The sequence below is a fragment of the Streptomyces sp. NBC_00557 genome (genome assembly GCF_036345995.1).
GTDB lineage: Bacteria > Actinomycetota > Actinomycetes > Streptomycetales > Streptomycetaceae > Streptomyces.
The window spans coordinates 6,694,580-6,709,122 of sequence record NZ_CP107796.1 but is presented as its reverse complement, the minus strand read 5'-3'; the positions used below and the strand labels follow the sequence as shown (position 1 = coordinate 6,709,122).

The 14,543-nt window shown below is 71.4% G+C and carries 15 protein-coding genes; 1 reads left to right on the top strand and 14 read right to left on the bottom strand.

Annotated elements, in window-relative coordinates; translation table 11 throughout:
- Positions 1-3 precede the first annotated feature (3 nt).
- The 4 genes from OG956_RS29525 to OG956_RS29510 form a co-directional block, all read right to left on the bottom strand.
- Complete coding sequence (locus OG956_RS29525) at positions 4-780, bottom strand: ABC transporter permease (RefSeq protein WP_330341049.1); 777 nt, start codon at positions 778-780, stop codon at positions 4-6.
- Positions 777-1,784 (bottom strand): ATP-binding cassette domain-containing protein, encoded by a 1,008-nt coding sequence (locus OG956_RS29520; protein WP_330341048.1) that lies wholly within the window; start codon positions 1,782-1,784, stop codon positions 777-779. The genes OG956_RS29525 and OG956_RS29520 overlap by 4 nt, the downstream gene beginning before the upstream one ends.
- 171 nt (positions 1,785-1,955) lie before the next feature.
- Positions 1,956-2,585 (bottom strand): PadR family transcriptional regulator, encoded by a 630-nt coding sequence (locus OG956_RS29515; protein ID WP_330341047.1) that lies wholly within the window; start codon positions 2,583-2,585, stop codon positions 1,956-1,958.
- 95 nt (positions 2,586-2,680) lie between these two features.
- Positions 2,681-3,262, bottom strand: a complete 582-nt coding sequence (locus tag OG956_RS29510; protein WP_330341046.1) for a GNAT family N-acetyltransferase — start codon at positions 3,260-3,262, stop codon at positions 2,681-2,683.
- Between the two features lie 66 nt (positions 3,263-3,328).
- On the opposite strand from OG956_RS29510, the gene OG956_RS29505 reads away from it, so the two are divergent.
- Entirely contained in the window at positions 3,329-4,279 is a 951-nt protein-coding gene (locus tag OG956_RS29505; protein WP_330341045.1) for an RluA family pseudouridine synthase, read from the top strand.
- A gap of 132 nt (positions 4,280-4,411) precedes the next feature.
- Here OG956_RS29505 and OG956_RS29500 read toward each other — a convergent pair whose 3' ends face one another.
- The 10 genes from OG956_RS29500 to OG956_RS29455 all read right to left on the bottom strand — a co-directional run bounded on the left by OG956_RS29500 (position 4,412) and on the right by OG956_RS29455 (position 14,458).
- On the bottom strand, positions 4,412-5,887 hold the full coding sequence (locus tag OG956_RS29500) for a cytochrome P450 (RefSeq protein WP_330341044.1): 1,476 nt from the start codon (positions 5,885-5,887) through the stop codon (positions 4,412-4,414).
- 59 nt (positions 5,888-5,946) lie between these two features.
- Positions 5,947-6,567 (bottom strand): GTP-binding protein, encoded by a 621-nt coding sequence (locus OG956_RS29495; protein WP_330341043.1) that lies wholly within the window; start codon positions 6,565-6,567, stop codon positions 5,947-5,949.
- Positions 6,548-6,964, bottom strand: a complete 417-nt coding sequence (locus OG956_RS29490; protein ID WP_330341042.1) for a DUF742 domain-containing protein — start codon at positions 6,962-6,964, stop codon at positions 6,548-6,550. The genes OG956_RS29495 and OG956_RS29490 overlap by 20 nt, the downstream gene beginning before the upstream one ends.
- Positions 6,961-7,365, bottom strand: a complete 405-nt coding sequence (locus OG956_RS29485) for a roadblock/LC7 domain-containing protein (protein ID WP_330341041.1) — start codon at positions 7,363-7,365, stop codon at positions 6,961-6,963. Before OG956_RS29485 ends, OG956_RS29490 begins: the two co-directional genes overlap by 4 nt.
- Complete coding sequence (locus tag OG956_RS29480; protein ID WP_330341040.1) at positions 7,362-9,029, bottom strand: sensor histidine kinase; 1,668 nt, start codon at positions 9,027-9,029, stop codon at positions 7,362-7,364. Before OG956_RS29480 ends, OG956_RS29485 begins: the two co-directional genes overlap by 4 nt.
- A 384-nt stretch (positions 9,030-9,413) precedes the next feature.
- Entirely contained in the window at positions 9,414-12,266 is a 2,853-nt protein-coding gene (locus tag OG956_RS29475; protein WP_330341039.1) for a DEAD/DEAH box helicase, read from the bottom strand.
- A gap of 92 nt (positions 12,267-12,358) precedes the next feature.
- Positions 12,359-13,300 carry a twin-arginine translocase subunit TatC gene (tatC, locus tag OG956_RS29470; RefSeq protein WP_330341038.1) on the bottom strand — a complete coding sequence of 314 codons (942 nt, stop codon included), beginning with the start codon at positions 13,298-13,300 and terminating at the stop codon, positions 12,359-12,361.
- 46 nt (positions 13,301-13,346) lie between these two features.
- Positions 13,347-13,634 carry a Sec-independent protein translocase subunit TatA gene (gene tatA, locus OG956_RS29465; protein WP_330341037.1) on the bottom strand — a complete coding sequence of 96 codons (288 nt, stop codon included), beginning with the start codon at positions 13,632-13,634 and terminating at the stop codon, positions 13,347-13,349.
- A gap of 326 nt (positions 13,635-13,960) precedes the next feature.
- Positions 13,961-14,155 carry a hypothetical protein gene (locus tag OG956_RS29460; protein WP_330341036.1) on the bottom strand — a complete coding sequence of 65 codons (195 nt, stop codon included), beginning with the start codon at positions 14,153-14,155 and terminating at the stop codon, positions 13,961-13,963.
- Between the two features lie 42 nt (positions 14,156-14,197).
- Positions 14,198-14,458 (bottom strand): hypothetical protein, encoded by a 261-nt coding sequence (locus OG956_RS29455; RefSeq protein WP_330342983.1) that lies wholly within the window; start codon positions 14,456-14,458, stop codon positions 14,198-14,200.
- Positions 14,459-14,543 lie beyond the last annotated feature (85 nt).

Here is a 14,543-nt window from a genome sequence, read left to right as displayed (position 1 = left end):
TCATCACACCGACCGCTGGTAGGAGCGGAAGGTGCGGATGGACAGCCACACCGCCGCGGTCGCCAGGCCGAGCAGCGCGCCGCCGCGGCCGAGGACGACGCCCCAGTCGGGCTGTGCGGACATCGCCGAACGGCCCGCGACCATCGCCCAGTTGAGCGGGTTGAAGTCGGCGATGTGCCGCATCCAGCCGGGCATCTGCGAGGGCGCCATGAACGCGCTGGACAGGAAGGTCAGCGGCAGCAGCAGGAAGGTGTTGATGCCGATGATCGACTCCCGTTCGCCCACGAGCATGCCGAGCGCGTTGGACAGCGCCCCGAAGACCGTGCCGAGCAGGACGGCGGCCAGCACCAGGACCGCCACACCGCCGGTGCCGCCGGGGTAGTCCGCGCCGCCGAGCAGTCCGAGCAGCACGATGACCAGCGACTGGAACGCGGTGACCAGGCCGTTGTTGACGACGTTGCCGTTCATCAGCGCGGCCCGGCTGACCGGGGTGGTCAGGAAGCGGTCCAGGGTGCCGCGCTGGATCTCCTCCAGGGTGGCCATCCCCGCCCACATGTTGGCGCTGAGCGCGCTCATCACCACCACGCCGGGCACCAGGTAGTCCAGGTAGGAGGTGGTGCCGAAGCCGCCGAGCTGGACGATCTTCTTGAAGAGGTTGCCGAACAGGAACAGCCAGATCACCGGCTGGACCAGAGTGATGACCGCGTAGGCGGGCTGCCGGGCGAACACGCGCAGTTGACGCTGCGTCATGTACCAGGTCTGGGTGAGGGCGGCGCTCATCGCACACCTCCGGCGAGCACGCCGCGGGTCTCCGCCTCGGCCTCCGTGTACCGGCGGCCCGCGTGACGGAGGTAGACGTCGTCGAGCGAGGGCCGGGCGACGGTGGCCGAGGCGACGGTGACCCCGGCCCGGTCCAGCGCGGCGAGCAGCGCGGGCACGCGGGCCGCCCCGTCGTCGGCGCGGACGCTGATCCGGCGCCCCTCGCAGAGTGCCTCGTGCACGCCGGGCAGGGCGGTCAGGGTGCCGGTGAGCAGGGTGCGGCCGGCCTCGCCGACCGGTTCGGCGAGCTCCAGGTGGACGGCGTCGCCGCGCAGTTCGCCCTTGAGGGCGTCCGGGGTGCCCTCGACCACGAACCGGCCGCGGTCGACGATCGCGACGCGCTCGGCGAGCCGGTCGGCCTCCTCCAGGTAGTGGGTGGTGAGCAGGATCGTCAGCCCCTCCTCGCCGGCCAGCCGGCCGATCTCCTCCCACATCGCGGTGCGTGCCTCGGGGTCGAGGCCGGTGGTCGGCTCGTCCAGGAAGAGCACCTCGGGCCGGTGCACCAGCCCGAGGGCGACGTCCAGGCGGCGCCGCATGCCGCCCGAGTAGCCCTTGACCTGCCGGCGGCCGGCGTCGGCCAGGGCGAACCGCTCCAGCAGCTCGTCCACCCGGCGGTTCAGCGCGGCGCCGGTCAGTCCGTACAGACGGCCCTGCAGCTGCAGGTTCTCCCGGCCGGTGGCGACCGGGTCGGCGCCGGAGCGCTGGGCGACCACGCCGATCGCGCGGCGCACCCGGTCGGGGTGGCGCAGCACGTCGTGCCCGGCGACGGTGGCGGTGCCGGAGTCGGGGCGGGCGAGGGTGGTGAGGATCTTGACGGTGGTGGACTTGCCGGCGCCGTTCGGGCCGAGAAGCCCGAAGACGGTGCCCGGTGCCACGGTGATGTCCATGCCGCTCAGCGCGGTGACACCACCTGGGTAGGTCTTGGTCAGCTGGCGCGCCTCGACTGCGGGCGCACGGGTGCTCATGACGACTGCTCTCCTGCGGGTGCGAAGGACGGAAGATCCGCGTGAAGAGCGCCGGGCTATCCTGGGTGTGCCGCACCTCGATCGCCCGGAGCCGCCGCACGGCGGATCCGTTTCGGGGTTCGTGACCCCGGCGGAGCTGCTGCAACAGCCCCGTCGGGGTCGTTTTCTGTATCAGGTGGTCGCGGCGATGTCCGGCGGCAGCTCTCCCGTCTCGTGGTAGCGCCGCCAGTCGTCGACCCTCGGCAGGGTGCCCTCCTTGATCTCGGCCAGGAAGCCGCGGACCCACGCGGCCTGCGCCTCGGTCATGTGCAGTTGGTACTCGGTCTCGACGAGGAAGAGCCGCGGCAGCGTCTCGTACAGCTTCTGCAGCGCGCCTCGGCCGCTCGCCACCTGGATCTCCAGCGCGGTGAGCCGCTCCTCGAGGAGCCGCACCACCTCGTCCGGGTGCAGGGCGCCCATGAGCGAGAGGGCGGTCTCGAAGATCGGGTACTCCTTCACCGGGACCGCGATGAGGTCCGACAGCCACTCGGTCAGCTCCTCGCGCCCGGCGTCGGTCAGCCCGTACACCGTGCGCTCGGGGCGGTTGCCCGCCCGCTCCACGTCGGTCACCTCGACGAAGCCGTGCTTCTCCAGGTTCTGCACGACCGTGTAGAGCGAGCCGTACTTGATCTTCGTGCTGGTGTCCTTGCCCTGGCGGCGCAAGGTCCGGGCGATCTCGTACGGATGCATGGGCTTCTGCCAGAGGGTCGCCAGCACGGCGAGCGCCAGCGGGTTGCCCGGCTTGCGGCGCTTCATGGCCACGGCGATCACCTCGCTCCCGAATATCCGCGAGCGAACATATCGCGTTCCAGTCGCGTTGGTCAATACACACGATGTATCGCGTGTGGACGATACCGTCAGTCCCCCTGCACGCGCGCGTGAAGGTGCATGTCATGCCAGCCGTCGGCATGGAGCAGCGCGCTGCGCCGGGTCCCCTCGGCGGCGAACCCGGCCTTCACGGCAACCCGGCAGGAGGCCCGGTTGGCGGTGGCATGCGACAGTTCGAGCCGGTGCAGGCCGATCTCGTCCAGCGCCCAGCGGGACAGCGCGGTGGCGGCCCGCACCGCGACACCGCGTCCACGCGCGCGTGCCACCGTCCAGTACGCGACCTCGGCGCAGCCGTCGCCGAGCAGGATCCGGCGCAGCGCGACCCGGCCGAGAAGGTCACCGGTGTCCGCGGCCGTGACGGCCCAGTGGGCCTCGCGCTCGTCCTTCCAGCCGCTCTGCCACTGGACGATCCAGCCGGCGGCCTCCGCCTCGGAGTCGGCGGACCTGATGTGCCACTGGTGCATCAACGGGTCCTGGAAGGCGGCGTACACCGCGGGCGCGTCCTTCGCCTGCCAGGGGCGCAGGAGCAGGCCGTCGCCGGTGGGCAGGCTGGGCTGGGGAATGCGGGCGAGGGTGCCGGCGGGGACGACCGGCCTGTTGAGATACGGCATGATCCGCATCCTGCCGACCGCGCACCCCGTCGGCCCACCGGATTCGGGCTCGTACCCTTGACCCCGATGAGACGCCGTACGCCACCTCCGCCCGCCCCGCTCCCCCAGCGCGACGGCGTCGACCCCGTGCGGGTGCGGCTGCCGTACGGCGGGACGTGGGCCACCGTGCGGGAGCATCTGGTGCAGCGGCTGACGGGCGCCCCGCCCGGCATGGTCGAGGCGATGTTCGACGCGGGGTCGGTCGTCGGCGCCGACGGGCGGCCGGTGGCGCCGGACGCGCCGTACGTGCCGGGGATGTTCGTGTGGTTCCACCGCGAACTGCCGGCCGAGGTGCCGGTGCCGTACCCGGTGGAGGTCGTCCACCGGGACGAGCACATCGTCGTCGCCGACAAGCCGCACTTCCTCGCCACCACCCCGCGCGGCAGCCATGTGGCCGAGACCGCGCTGGCCCGGCTGCGCAGCGAGCTGGGCCTGCCGGCGCTGACCGCCGCGCACCGCCTCGACCGGCTGACGGCGGGGCTGGTGCTGTTCACGGTCCGGCCCGAGGAACGCGGCGCGTACCAGACCCTGTTCCGGGACCGGCGGGTGCGCAAGGAGTACGAGGCGGTCGCGCCGTACGACCCCGCGCTGGAACTGCCCCGCACCGTGCGCAGCCGGATCGTGAAGGAGCGCGGGGTGCAGGCGGCCCGGGAGGTGGAGGGCGAGCCGAACGCCGAGACGTACGTCGAACTTGCCGGGCGCCGGGGTGGTCTCGCCCGGTACCGGCTTGTGCCGGCGACCGGGCAGACCCATCAGCTGCGGGTGCATCTGAACGCGCTGGGCGTACCCGTCCTCGGCGATCCGCTGTACCCGGAGGTGACCGCCCCGGTGCCGCCCGGCGACTTCCGGCGCCCCCTGCAACTGCTCGCCCGCAGGCTCGAGTTCACCGATCCGGTCACCGGCGCGGAGCACACGTTCGACAGCGGACGCGTGCTCCAGGCCTGGGAGTCGTACGACGCCTGGGCGGGCCGGGGTTAGAGGCGCGGGGCAGGCGCGCGAGGCGGCATCGAGCACGACCGCGGCCTAGGGCGGCCGACGCCGTCACCCTGCTGCTCCGCACAAGCCCTCGGCGCGTCAGGGATGCCCCGCCGCCTCACCGCGAAGCGCCGGTCACTCCCCCCGCCACCAGTCGAGCAGCCGCCGCCAGACGTTCGGCCGGCGCGGTGTCGTCTGTGGTGCCGTGGCGGAGGGCTCGGGTGCGGCGGGGCGGGCGGGGTCGGCGGCTGCGGTCTGGCCGGGGCCCTGATGGCCGGTCTGCCAGGTGCGCTGCGCCGGGACGGCAATGGGCTTCGGCAGCGTGTCGACGTCCTGCTGCGGCTTCGGCTCGAAACGCACGGGCAGGGCCACCAGGTGCCGGGAGGCGATGGACGAGCGCCAGCGCAACTCCTCCACCCGGCAGTCGAGTTGGATGTCGGACAGCCGCGTCAGCAGCGCGTCGACGCCGACGTCGGCGATGGCCCGGCCGATGTCCTGGCCGGGGCACTCGTGCGGGCCGCCGCCGAAGGCGAGGTGGGAGCGGTTGCCCTGCATGCTCGCGGACAGGTCCGGACGGATGCGCGGGTCGAGGTTGCCGGGGGCAGGCGCGAAGAGCAGGCCGTCGCCCTTGCGGATGCGCTGCCCGCCCAGCTCGGTGTCCTGCTTGGCGTAGTAGCCGAGCACGGTGCTGAACGGCGGCTCGTCCCACAGGGACTGCTCGATCGCCTCCGGCACCGTCATCTGGCCCCCGCTGAGCCGGGCGCGGAAGCCGGGCTCGGTCAGGACCATGCGCAGCGCGTTGGCGAGCAGGTTCGCGGTGGCCTCGTAGGCCGCGAACAGGACGAGCCGCAGGTGCTCGCGGACCTCGTCGTCGCTGAGTCCGGCCGGGTGGGCCATGAGGTGGCTGGTGAAGTCTTCCTCGGGCTGGGCGCGGCGGCGCGTGGTGAGCCGGCTCAGCGCGTCCATGACGTAGGCGTGGCTCTGCAGGGCGGTCTCGGTGCCCTTCAGGGCGTCCCGCGCGGCCTGCACCATCCGGTCGTTGTACTCCTCGGGCATGCCGAGGATCTCGCACATGACGGCCATCGGCAGGTGGTCGGCGAACTGGGAGACCAGGTCGGCCCGGCCGCGCTCGCAGAACCTGTTGACCAGGCCCTGGGTGTAGCGGCCGATGTGGCGGCGCAGGGTGCGGTGGTCGATGGGGGCCATGGCCGCGGTGACCGCCGCGCGCAGCCGCTCGTGTTCGTCGCCCTCGGCGTGCGAGCAGATCGGCTGCCAGGCGATGTGCGGCATCAGCGGGTGGTCGGGTTTGACCATGCCCTCCAGCAGCGGGCTCCAGATCCGGCTGTCCCGGGTGTAGAGGGAGGGGCTGCGCACCAGGTGCTGGTTCTCGGCGTGCCCGAGGACCACCCACATCGGTACGTCGTCGTGGAGCAGCACGGGCGCCACGGGGCCGTGCTCCTCGCGCAGCCGTTCGTAGAGGGCGCCCAGGTCCTCGGCGTCGGGGCCGTAGAGCCGGCGCAGCCCGCCGGGGCCGAGGCCGTGCGCGGGGCAGCCGGGGGGCGGTCCGGGGGTGGGGTCGGTGTCGGTCAGCGAAGGGGTTTCAGACGTCACGGTGTCGCTCCGGAGCGAAAGGACGGTGTGGGGATCGGGGGTCGTCGGGCGGGTCGCGGTCAGGCGAGGGTGCGGGACAGGGCGATGGAGTGGAGGAAGCGCATCAGGGTCATCAGGACCTCCTTGCTGGAGGCCCGGCGGCGTACGTCGCACTCGACGATCGGGATCTCCGGGGTCAGGTCGAGCGCGGTGCGCAGTTCCTCGAGGGGGTAACGGGGCGCGTCCGGGAAGGAGTTGACGGCGACGACGAAGGGCACGCCGCGTTCCTCCAGCCGGCCCATCACGTCGAAGCTGACCTCCAGGCGCCGGGTGTCGACGAGGACGACCGCGCCGAGCGCACCTTCGAACAGCCCGTTCCACAGGAACCAGAAGCGCTCCTGGCCGGGGGTCCCGAAGAGGTAGAGCACCAGCTTGTCGCTGATGCTGATCCGGCCGAAGTCCATGGCCACGGTGGTCGCCGTCTTGGACTCGGAGCCGTAGTTGTCGTCCACGCCGATGCCGGCCTGGGTCATGGTCTCCTCGGTGGTCAGCGGTCTGATCTCGCTGACGGAGCCGACCATGGTGGTCTTGCCGACGCCGAATCCCCCCACGATCACGATCTTCACCGCGGCCTGGGCGGTGTGCGGCAGGTGGTCCTCGGTGCGTGGGCCGGGGATGGTGTCAGAGGCGTTGAAGTCCATGCATCACCGCTTCGAGGAGTGAACGGTCGGGGAGCGCCCGGCGGACGACCGGGGCGCGCACCTGCACCAGTTCGGCCGTGATCAGCTCGGTGATCAGGACGGTCATCGCGCTGAACGGCAGGTTCAAGTAGGCCGAGAGCTCGGCCACGGACAGGGGGTTGGCGCACAGCCGCAGGACGGCGGCCTGTTCCGGTGAGGCGGCCGGTTCGGGCGCGTGGCGCGCCACGATCAGTGTCACGAGGTCGAGTTCGGCGCGTGCGCCGTCCTCGGATCCGGCGACGGCGTAGAGCCGTTCGGGGTTCTTGGGTTCGGCCTGGCCCTCCGCGGGTGCGGGCGGCGCCGGCCGGGGTGGCGGTGGGGGGTTCGGCTCGCGCCGTTTGCGTCGTGGAGGAGTCATACGGTCTGCCCGTTCCGCCGGGGCGGACTGGTGAGATGGGCGCCGATCCGGACGACGAGGTCGCGCATCATGCCGCTCATCCGGCCGGGCTCGCAGGTCACGTCGGCGAGGACGGCGAGGTAGGCGTTGTCGCCGGCGTTCATGAGGTAGAAGTAGCCGCCGTCGATCTCGAAGACGACGACCTTCAGATCACCGGCGCCCGGCAGTTCCTGGATGATGGCGCCGGCCAGGCTCTGTACGCCCGCGCACGCGGCGGCGACGCGGTCGGCGGCGTCGGGGTCGCCGCCGTAGCGGGCGATGCGCAGCCCGTCCGCGGAGAGGACCACGATCATCTCGATGCCCGGCACGCCGTCGTTGAGCTGCTTGAGCATCCAGTCGATGTTGCCTCGCTGCTGGATCACTTGAGGTCCCCCTCGTCGTCGGCCTCGGTGGCGCCCTCGGCGGGCTCGTCCGCGTAGTCATTGAGCAGGTGCACGTACTTTTCCGGGTGCCGCGTGAAGTCGGTCAGTTCCGGCCCGGTGGCGTCCTCGGGCATGCCCTTGCGCAGGCCGTTCCAGAAGTCCTCGATGCCCTGGCCGATGGGCCGGTCCCTGAGCTTCTTGATCTCGGGGTCCATCCCGGGCTCGGGTTCGGGCTTCGGCTGGGACCAGATCGTCGGCCTGCCCTCGCGCTCGGCCTGCTCGATCTCGGCCTGCTCGGCGAAGCGCTGGCTGATCGGGGTCTTCACCCGGCTGCGGCGCTGCGGCAGGCCGCCCGCCGTCCACTCGGTGACCACCGGGACGTCGTCCTCCATGGAGATCCCGGCCGGGATCTTGGGACTGGTGGGGCGGCGCCGCTTGGGCGGACGCTTGGGGCCCTCGACGGCGCCCAGCTCGGGCATCGGGGTGCCGGTCGCGCCGATGCCGTGGGCGGCGCCCACGCCGGGCTCGGTGGTGGTCATCACGCACGGCACGATGAGGATCGCGCGGCAGCCGCCGTAGGCGGAGGCCCGCAGCGAGACCTCCATGTCGAACATCCGGCACAGCCGTCCCACGACGGCGAGGCCGAGGCGGGGGCTGTCGCCGAGGTTGTGCGCGTCGTCGAGGTTCTTGGCGTCCTCGATCATCTTCTCGATGCGGGCGCGGGACTCCTCGGTGAGGCTGACGCCGGCGTCCTCGATCTCGATGGCGATGCCCGCCTGCACCTCGGTGGCGGTGACGTGCACCTTGGCCGTGGGCGGCGAATAGCGGGTGGCGTTGTCGAGGAGTTCGGCGGCGGCGTGGATGACCGGCTCGACGCTGGTGCCCTTGATGTTGATGTTGACGATGGAGCTGAGCTGGATGCGGCGGTACTCCAGGATGCGCGACATCGCGCCGCGCAGCGTGCTGTAGAGGGAGACCGGCAGCGGCCACTGCCGGCCGGGGCGGCCACCGCCGAGGACGGCGATGGTGTCGGCGAGCCGGCCGATCAGCGAGGTGCCGTGGTCGATGCGCAGCAGGTCGTCGAAGACCTCGGGGTTGCGGCCGTGGTCCTCCTCCATCTCCCGCAGTTCGTTGGACTGCTGGTGGACGATGGCCTGGACACGGCGGGCGATGCTCACGTAGGAGCGCTCGGTGGCGTCGCGCATCGAGATCTCGCGGTCGGCGCCGCGCATCGCGGCCCGGAACATCTGGCGGTAGGAGTCGGGCAGGCCGCGCAGTTCGGGGTCGGCGTCGTAGCCGTTGACCATCACGTCGCGCAGCGGTTCGCCGGCCCGCAGCCGCAGATGGCCGTTGGGGATGACCTCGGTGGCGAAGCGCATCATCAGCTCGTCGTGGGCGGCGAGCCGGTGCTCCAGGTACGCGGTGTGCCGGGCGTTCTCGGCCCGTTCGGCGCGCAGCGTCCTGCCGCGGCGTGCGGCCTCCGCGCCCGTGGCGAGGATCAGGAGCAGGGCCACGGCCCCGACCGCGCCGACGGCGACCCGGGCCGACGCCGGGCCCAGGGCGAGGGCCGCACCGATCGCGGCGGCCATCACTATGGCCGGCGGCAACAGCACGCGCGCGTAGGGACGTTCACGGCCACCGGGAGGCTTCTGCACACTCACCATGGATGCCTTCTGAGACGAATCGGCTGGGTGTCGGAAGAGCTTGCGGGGGGAAGGTTCATGGAACTGCCGGGATCTAACGCACGATTGGGAACAGGCGCACGAATTCACCTCAACTCGGTGCGCCGCGGGCGAGCTTAGTCCGACCGGATCATCGCCGTGTCATATTCGGCAAGCACCTGAAATCGCCCGTACGACGGGAGTACGCTCGGCTCCATTTACACGGCGGGCGTTCGTTCGAACACGTACGGTGAAGCCGCACAGGCGTACGAAAGCCGCTCACCGTGATAGGTGAACGGCTCGTACGACCCCTGACACCGGGGCCACGGGCGGGTGCGGATCACCCCTGCGGGGGAACCCTCGCATCCGCCCGGAAAGGGCCCTCGGTCACCCCACCGACGAGTAGGCGACCACACCCCGCAGCAGCTGGTCGGTGGCCTTGCGCGCGGCCTTCCCCACGGTCGAGCCCTCCGCGGGAGCCGCCGCGGAGATCTGGCCCAGCACGTCGATGACCTGCTTGCACCACCGCACGAAGTCACCTGCGGGCATGTCCGCCTCGCGCAGCACCTCGTCCAGCCCCTTGCCCGAGGCCCACATGTACGCGGCCCACGCGAAGCCCAGATCGGGCTCGCGCTGGCCGACGCCCTCGGTCTGGCTGATCCGGAACTCCTCCTCCAGACCGTCCAGCCGGCCCCAGATGCGGATCATCTCGCCGAGCGCGGCCTTCGCCTTGCCCGAGGGCAGCTTGGGCGCCATCGCGTCGTCGCCGACCCGTGCCTCGTACACCAGCGCCGAGACGCAGGCGGCGAGTTCGGCGGGGCTGAGCCCCTCCCAGACCCCCTCGCGCAGGCATTCGCTGGCCAGCAGGTCCAGTTCGCCGTACAGCCGGGCGAGCCGTCTGCCGTGCTCGGTGACCTCGTCGCCGCGCAGATAGTCCAGCTCGGTCAGCAGCGCGACGATCCGGTCGAAGGTCCGCGCGATGGTGTTCGTACGGCCCTCGATACGGCGCTCCAGCTGCGAGGTGTCGCGCAGCAGCCGGTGGTAGCGCTCGGCCCAACGGGCGTGGTCCTCGCGGTCGTTGCAGCCGTGGCAGGGGTGGGCGCGGAGCGCGGAGCGCAGCCGGGCGATCTCGCGGTCGTCGGCGGCCTGCGAGCGCTTCTTGCGGGCCCGCTCCGGCGGGATGTGCCCGGCCTTGGTGCGCAGCGCGGACGCCAGGTCCCTGCGGGACTGCGGCGAGCGCGGGTTGAAGGACTTCGGGATCCGCATCCGGTCCAGCGCCTCCACCGGCACCGGGAAGTCCATCGACGCCAGCCGCTTGACCTGCCGTTCGGCGGTCAGCACCAGCGGGCGCGGGCCGTCGTGGTGGTCGAAGCCGCGGTGGCCGTTGGAGCGGCCCGCGGGCAGGCCCGGGTCCAGCACCAGCGCGAGGCCCGCGTACTTGCCCGTCGGCACATGGATGACATCGCCCGGCCTGAGCTTCTCCAGGGCGACGGCGGCCTCGGCCCGGCGCTGGGCGGCGCCCTGCCGGGCCAGCTCGGTCTCCCGGTCCTTCAGCTCGCGGCGCAGCCGCGCGTACTCCTCGAAGTCGCCGAGATGGCAGGTCATGGAGGCCTTGTAGCCGGCCAGGCCCTCTTCGTTGCGCTGCACCTGGCGGGAGATCCCGACCACCGACCTGTCCGCCTGGAACTGCGCGAAGGAGGTCTCCAGCAGTTCGCGGGAGCGGTGCCGGCCGAACTGCTCGACCAGGTTGACCGCCATGTTGTACGACGGCTTGAAGCTGGAGCGCAGCGGGTACGTGCGCGTGCCCGCGAGACCGGCGAGGTGCTCGGGGCTCATCCCGCGCTGCCACAGCACCACCGCGTGGCCCTCGACGTCGATGCCCCGGCGGCCGGCGCGGCCGGTGAGCTGGGTGTACTCGCCGGGGGTGATGTCGGCGTGCTGCTCGCCGTTCCACTTGACGAGTTTCTCCAGCACCACCGAGCGGGCCGGCATGTTGATGCCGAGCGCGAGGGTCTCGGTGGCGAACACCGCCTTGACCAGGCCGCGCACGAACAGCTCCTCCACGACCTCCTTGAAGGTCGGCAGCATGCCCGCGTGGTGGGCGGCGATGCCGCGCTCCAGGCCCTCCAGCCACTCGTAGTAGCCGAGGACGTGCAGGTCCTCCGGCGCGATGTGCGCGGTGCGCTCCTCGACCAGGGCGCGGACCTGTTCCCGCGCCTCCTCGTCGTTGAGCCTGAGGCCCGCGTACAGGCACTGCTGGACGGCGGCCTCGCAGGCGGCGCGGCTGAAGATGAAGGTGATCGCCGGGAGCAGGCCCTCGGAGTCCAGGCGCTCGATGACCTCGGGCCGGCCCGGCGTCCACACCCGCGAGCGCTGCCGGCGCTCCCGCTCCCGGTCGGCCTCGCGCATGGACCTGCCGCGTCTGCGGTCCTGGTACGACGGTCTGGTGGCCTCCATGCGGGCCAGGCGCACGAGGTCGGGGTTGACGGCCTTCTTGTGGCCCTCGCCCTCCTCGAACAGGTCGTACATCCGCCGCCCGGCGAGCACGTGCTGGAACAGGGGCACGGGCCGGTGCTCGGAGACGATCACCTCGGTGTCGCCGCGGACGGTGTCCAGCCAGTCGCCGAACTCCTCGGCGTTGGAGACGGTCGCCGACAGTGACACCAGTGTCACCGACTCGGGCAGGTGGATGATCACCTCTTCCCAGACGGCGCCGCGGAAGCGGTCGGAGAGGTAGTGCACCTCGTCCATGACCACATAGCCGAGGCCCAGCAGGGTCTGGGAGCCGGCGTAGAGCATGTTCCGCAGGACCTCGGTGGTCATCACGACCACCGGGGCCTCGGAGTTCACGCTGTTGTCGCCGGTGAGCAGGCCGACCTTGCCGGTGCCGTAGCGGCGGCACAGGTCGGCGTACTTCTGGTTCGACAGCGCCTTGATGGGTGTCGTGTAGAAGCACTTCTTGCCCTGCTGCAGGGCGAGGTGGACGGCGAACTCGCCCACGATCGTCTTGCCGGAGCCGGTGGGGGCGGCCACCAGCACGCCCTTGCCCGCCTCGAGTGCCTGGCAGGCCTCGATCTGGAAGGGGTCGAGGCCGAAGTCGTACATCTCGCGGAAGGACGCGAGCGCGGTGGCCTGCTCGGCTGCCCGCCTGCGGGCTGCCGCGTACCGCTCGGCCGGTGAGAGGTCCTCTGTCATCGTGCTTTCGAGCGTACCGGGCCGCACCGACAACAGGACGATCATTATCCGGAACGTCGGCCGACCTGCGACGACGATGCCCCCGGCCCTTCGGGGGCGGGGGCATCGTCGTGGTGTTCCGTCCGGTGCGGAGCGGCTCAGGTGACGTCGTCGTAACCGTTGACGTGGTCGGTGCCCGGCGGCTCGAGGGCGCCGCTGGCGGTCACCGGCTCGATCTCGCCGATGTCCTCGGGGGTGAGGTCCAGCTCGGAGGCCTCGTCGTCGGCGGGGCCCTCGGCCTCCCGGCGCGCCCGGCGCCGGTCGTTGAACAGCGAGACGGCCACGGCGATGAAGAACAGCAGCCAGATCGGCGCGGCGAGCGCCAGCATCGAGATCGGGTCGGCGCCGGGCGTGGCCACGGCGGCGAAGGCGGCGATGCCGACGACCATGCCCCGCCACCAGCCGAGCATGCGCCTGCCGGAGACGATGCCGGTGAGGTTGAGCATGACGAGCAGCAGCGGCATCTCGAAGGCGAGGCCGAAGACCACCACCATGCGCGTCACGAGGTCGAGCATGTTGTCCAGCGGCAGCAGGTTCTCCGCGCCCTTGGGCGTGAGATCGATCATCACCTTCGCCGTGGTGGGCAGCACGTGGTAGGCGACGTAGCCACCGCCGATGAAGAGCGGGAAGCCGAAGCCGACGAAGCCGTAGGCGTACTTCTTCTCGTGGCGGTGCAGGCCCGGCGCGACGAAGGCCCAGAGCTGGTAGAGCCAGATCGGCGACGCCACCACGATGCCGGCGGTCAGCGAGGCCTTCAGCGCCAGGGTGAAGGGCGTCAGCAGGCCGCTGACCGTGAGGTGCGCGCAGTGGACGTTCTTCGATTTGGCCAGCTGCCCGAAGGACTGCGAGCAGCCGACCGAGCGCAGGAGCGGCTCGGTGATGAAGTTGATGATGTCCTGGTAGAAGAACGCGGCCACGATCGTGACCACGAGAATCGCCAGAACACCCTTCGCGAGCCGGTTGCGCAGCTCACGCAAGTGATCCGCGAGCGGCATCCGCCCTTCGGGATCCCTCTCCTGCTTGCGGGCAGACTTGAGCAACCCACATCCTCATCTCGTGCAGCGGACCGGATGCCCGGTCCTCGCGTCAGCGCTGGGTGGTCGTGTCCGTCGGCTCGCTGACCGGCCGGGAGCTGGTCACGTCGCCGGGCGCCGCCTGAATGGTGCGCTGGGCCGGGGTCTGCTCCTCGGCGGGCTCCGCGGAGTTGTATGCCGCCTTGCCCTCTTCCTTCATCGCCTTGGCCTCGCTCTTGAGGATGCGCGCCGACTTGCCGAGCGAGCGGGCCATGTCCGGAAGCTTCTTGGAGCCGAACACGAGGACGATCACCAGGATCAGCAACACAATGTGCCACGGCTCAAGTGCGTTGCGGAACATAAGTCTTCACCTTCTCACTGAGGCGGGGCGGCGGGGCATGTCCGACGGGTCGGACAAGTGTCTGACCATCGTGCTGGCAGCGATCGTAGCGCCCGGGGGTGAACGTAGGACAATCCCCGTGCGTACTCCCGCTCTCCGTGCGGACCGCGCCTCAACTCTCCGGGCCGCGATCTGCAGCGTACCTGGACGGACCGGTCGGGTGACAGGGCGAAGTGACCCAAAGCGCATGACTCCCAGGTCTCACAGCGCATCGGCACCCTGTGCCGCGCCGGCCTCCGGGGGCCTCACGGCGCACCGACAGCCTGTGCCGGGCGGCCTTCGGGGCCTCACAGCGCGTCGACGGACCGTGCCGCGCTGACCGCCGACCGCTCCAGGTCCTCGGCCGCCCTGTTGATCCGGCGCGCGGAGTCCGCGACCTGCTGCCCGAGGCGCCGCGCCTCCAGAAAGACCCGGACGGCGAGCACCCCCAGCACCGCGAGACCCAGGAAACCCAGCGCTACCGCGAACATCGGCCAGAACATGACGTCGAGACTAGACCGTCCGCCGCGGCGGACCGCAGCCGCCTACGCCGTGGAGTGCAGCCTGAGCGTCCTGACCCCGCCGCCCGTGAGCAGCTCGACGATGCGCTCCCCCGCCGGCTTGCGGACGGCCGCGCCGCACTCGGGGCAGGTGAAGGAGTAGAAGGTGGTCCTGCTGGTGGCGCCGATGGCGAGGCGCAGCGCGCTCGCGGCCAGCTCGAAGCGGCCCCGGCAGTCCGGGCAGCCCGCCCTGAACACCACGGGGACCGCTCTCCTCATCCCGGCGAAGGCGGCCGCCACCGTCATCTCACCCGCACGCTCGCTCACAGGACTCGCTCCTCCTCGTGGTCGTTCGCCCGCCGGCGATGCGCCCTTGCCGGCTGCGGCGCCA

Coding starts and splice junctions, on each gene's coding strand:
- OG956_RS29525 (WP_330341049.1), bottom strand. CDS start 780: ATGAGCGCCGCCCTCACCCAGACCTGGTACATGACGCAGCGTCAACTG.
- OG956_RS29520 (WP_330341048.1), bottom strand. CDS start 1,784: ATGAGCACCCGTGCGCCCGCAGTCGAGGCGCGCCAGCTGACCAAGACC.
- OG956_RS29510 (WP_330341046.1), bottom strand. CDS start 3,262: ATGCCGTATCTCAACAGGCCGGTCGTCCCCGCCGGCACCCTCGCCCGC.
- OG956_RS29505 (WP_330341045.1), top strand. CDS start 3,329: ATGAGACGCCGTACGCCACCTCCGCCCGCCCCGCTCCCCCAGCGCGAC.
- OG956_RS29495 (WP_330341043.1), bottom strand. CDS start 6,567: ATGGACTTCAACGCCTCTGACACCATCCCCGGCCCACGCACCGAGGAC.
- OG956_RS29490 (WP_330341042.1), bottom strand. CDS start 6,964: ATGACTCCTCCACGACGCAAACGGCGCGAGCCGAACCCCCCACCGCCA.
- OG956_RS29480 (WP_330341040.1), bottom strand. CDS start 9,029: ATGGTGAGTGTGCAGAAGCCTCCCGGTGGCCGTGAACGTCCCTACGCG.
- OG956_RS29475 (WP_330341039.1), bottom strand. CDS start 12,266: ATGATCGTCCTGTTGTCGGTGCGGCCCGGTACGCTCGAAAGCACGATG.
- tatA (WP_330341037.1), bottom strand. CDS start 13,634: ATGTTCCGCAACGCACTTGAGCCGTGGCACATTGTGTTGCTGATCCTG.
- OG956_RS29460 (WP_330341036.1), bottom strand. CDS start 14,155: ATGTTCTGGCCGATGTTCGCGGTAGCGCTGGGTTTCCTGGGTCTCGCG.
- OG956_RS29455 (WP_330342983.1), bottom strand. CDS start 14,458: ATGACGGTGGCGGCCGCCTTCGCCGGGATGAGGAGAGCGGTCCCCGTG.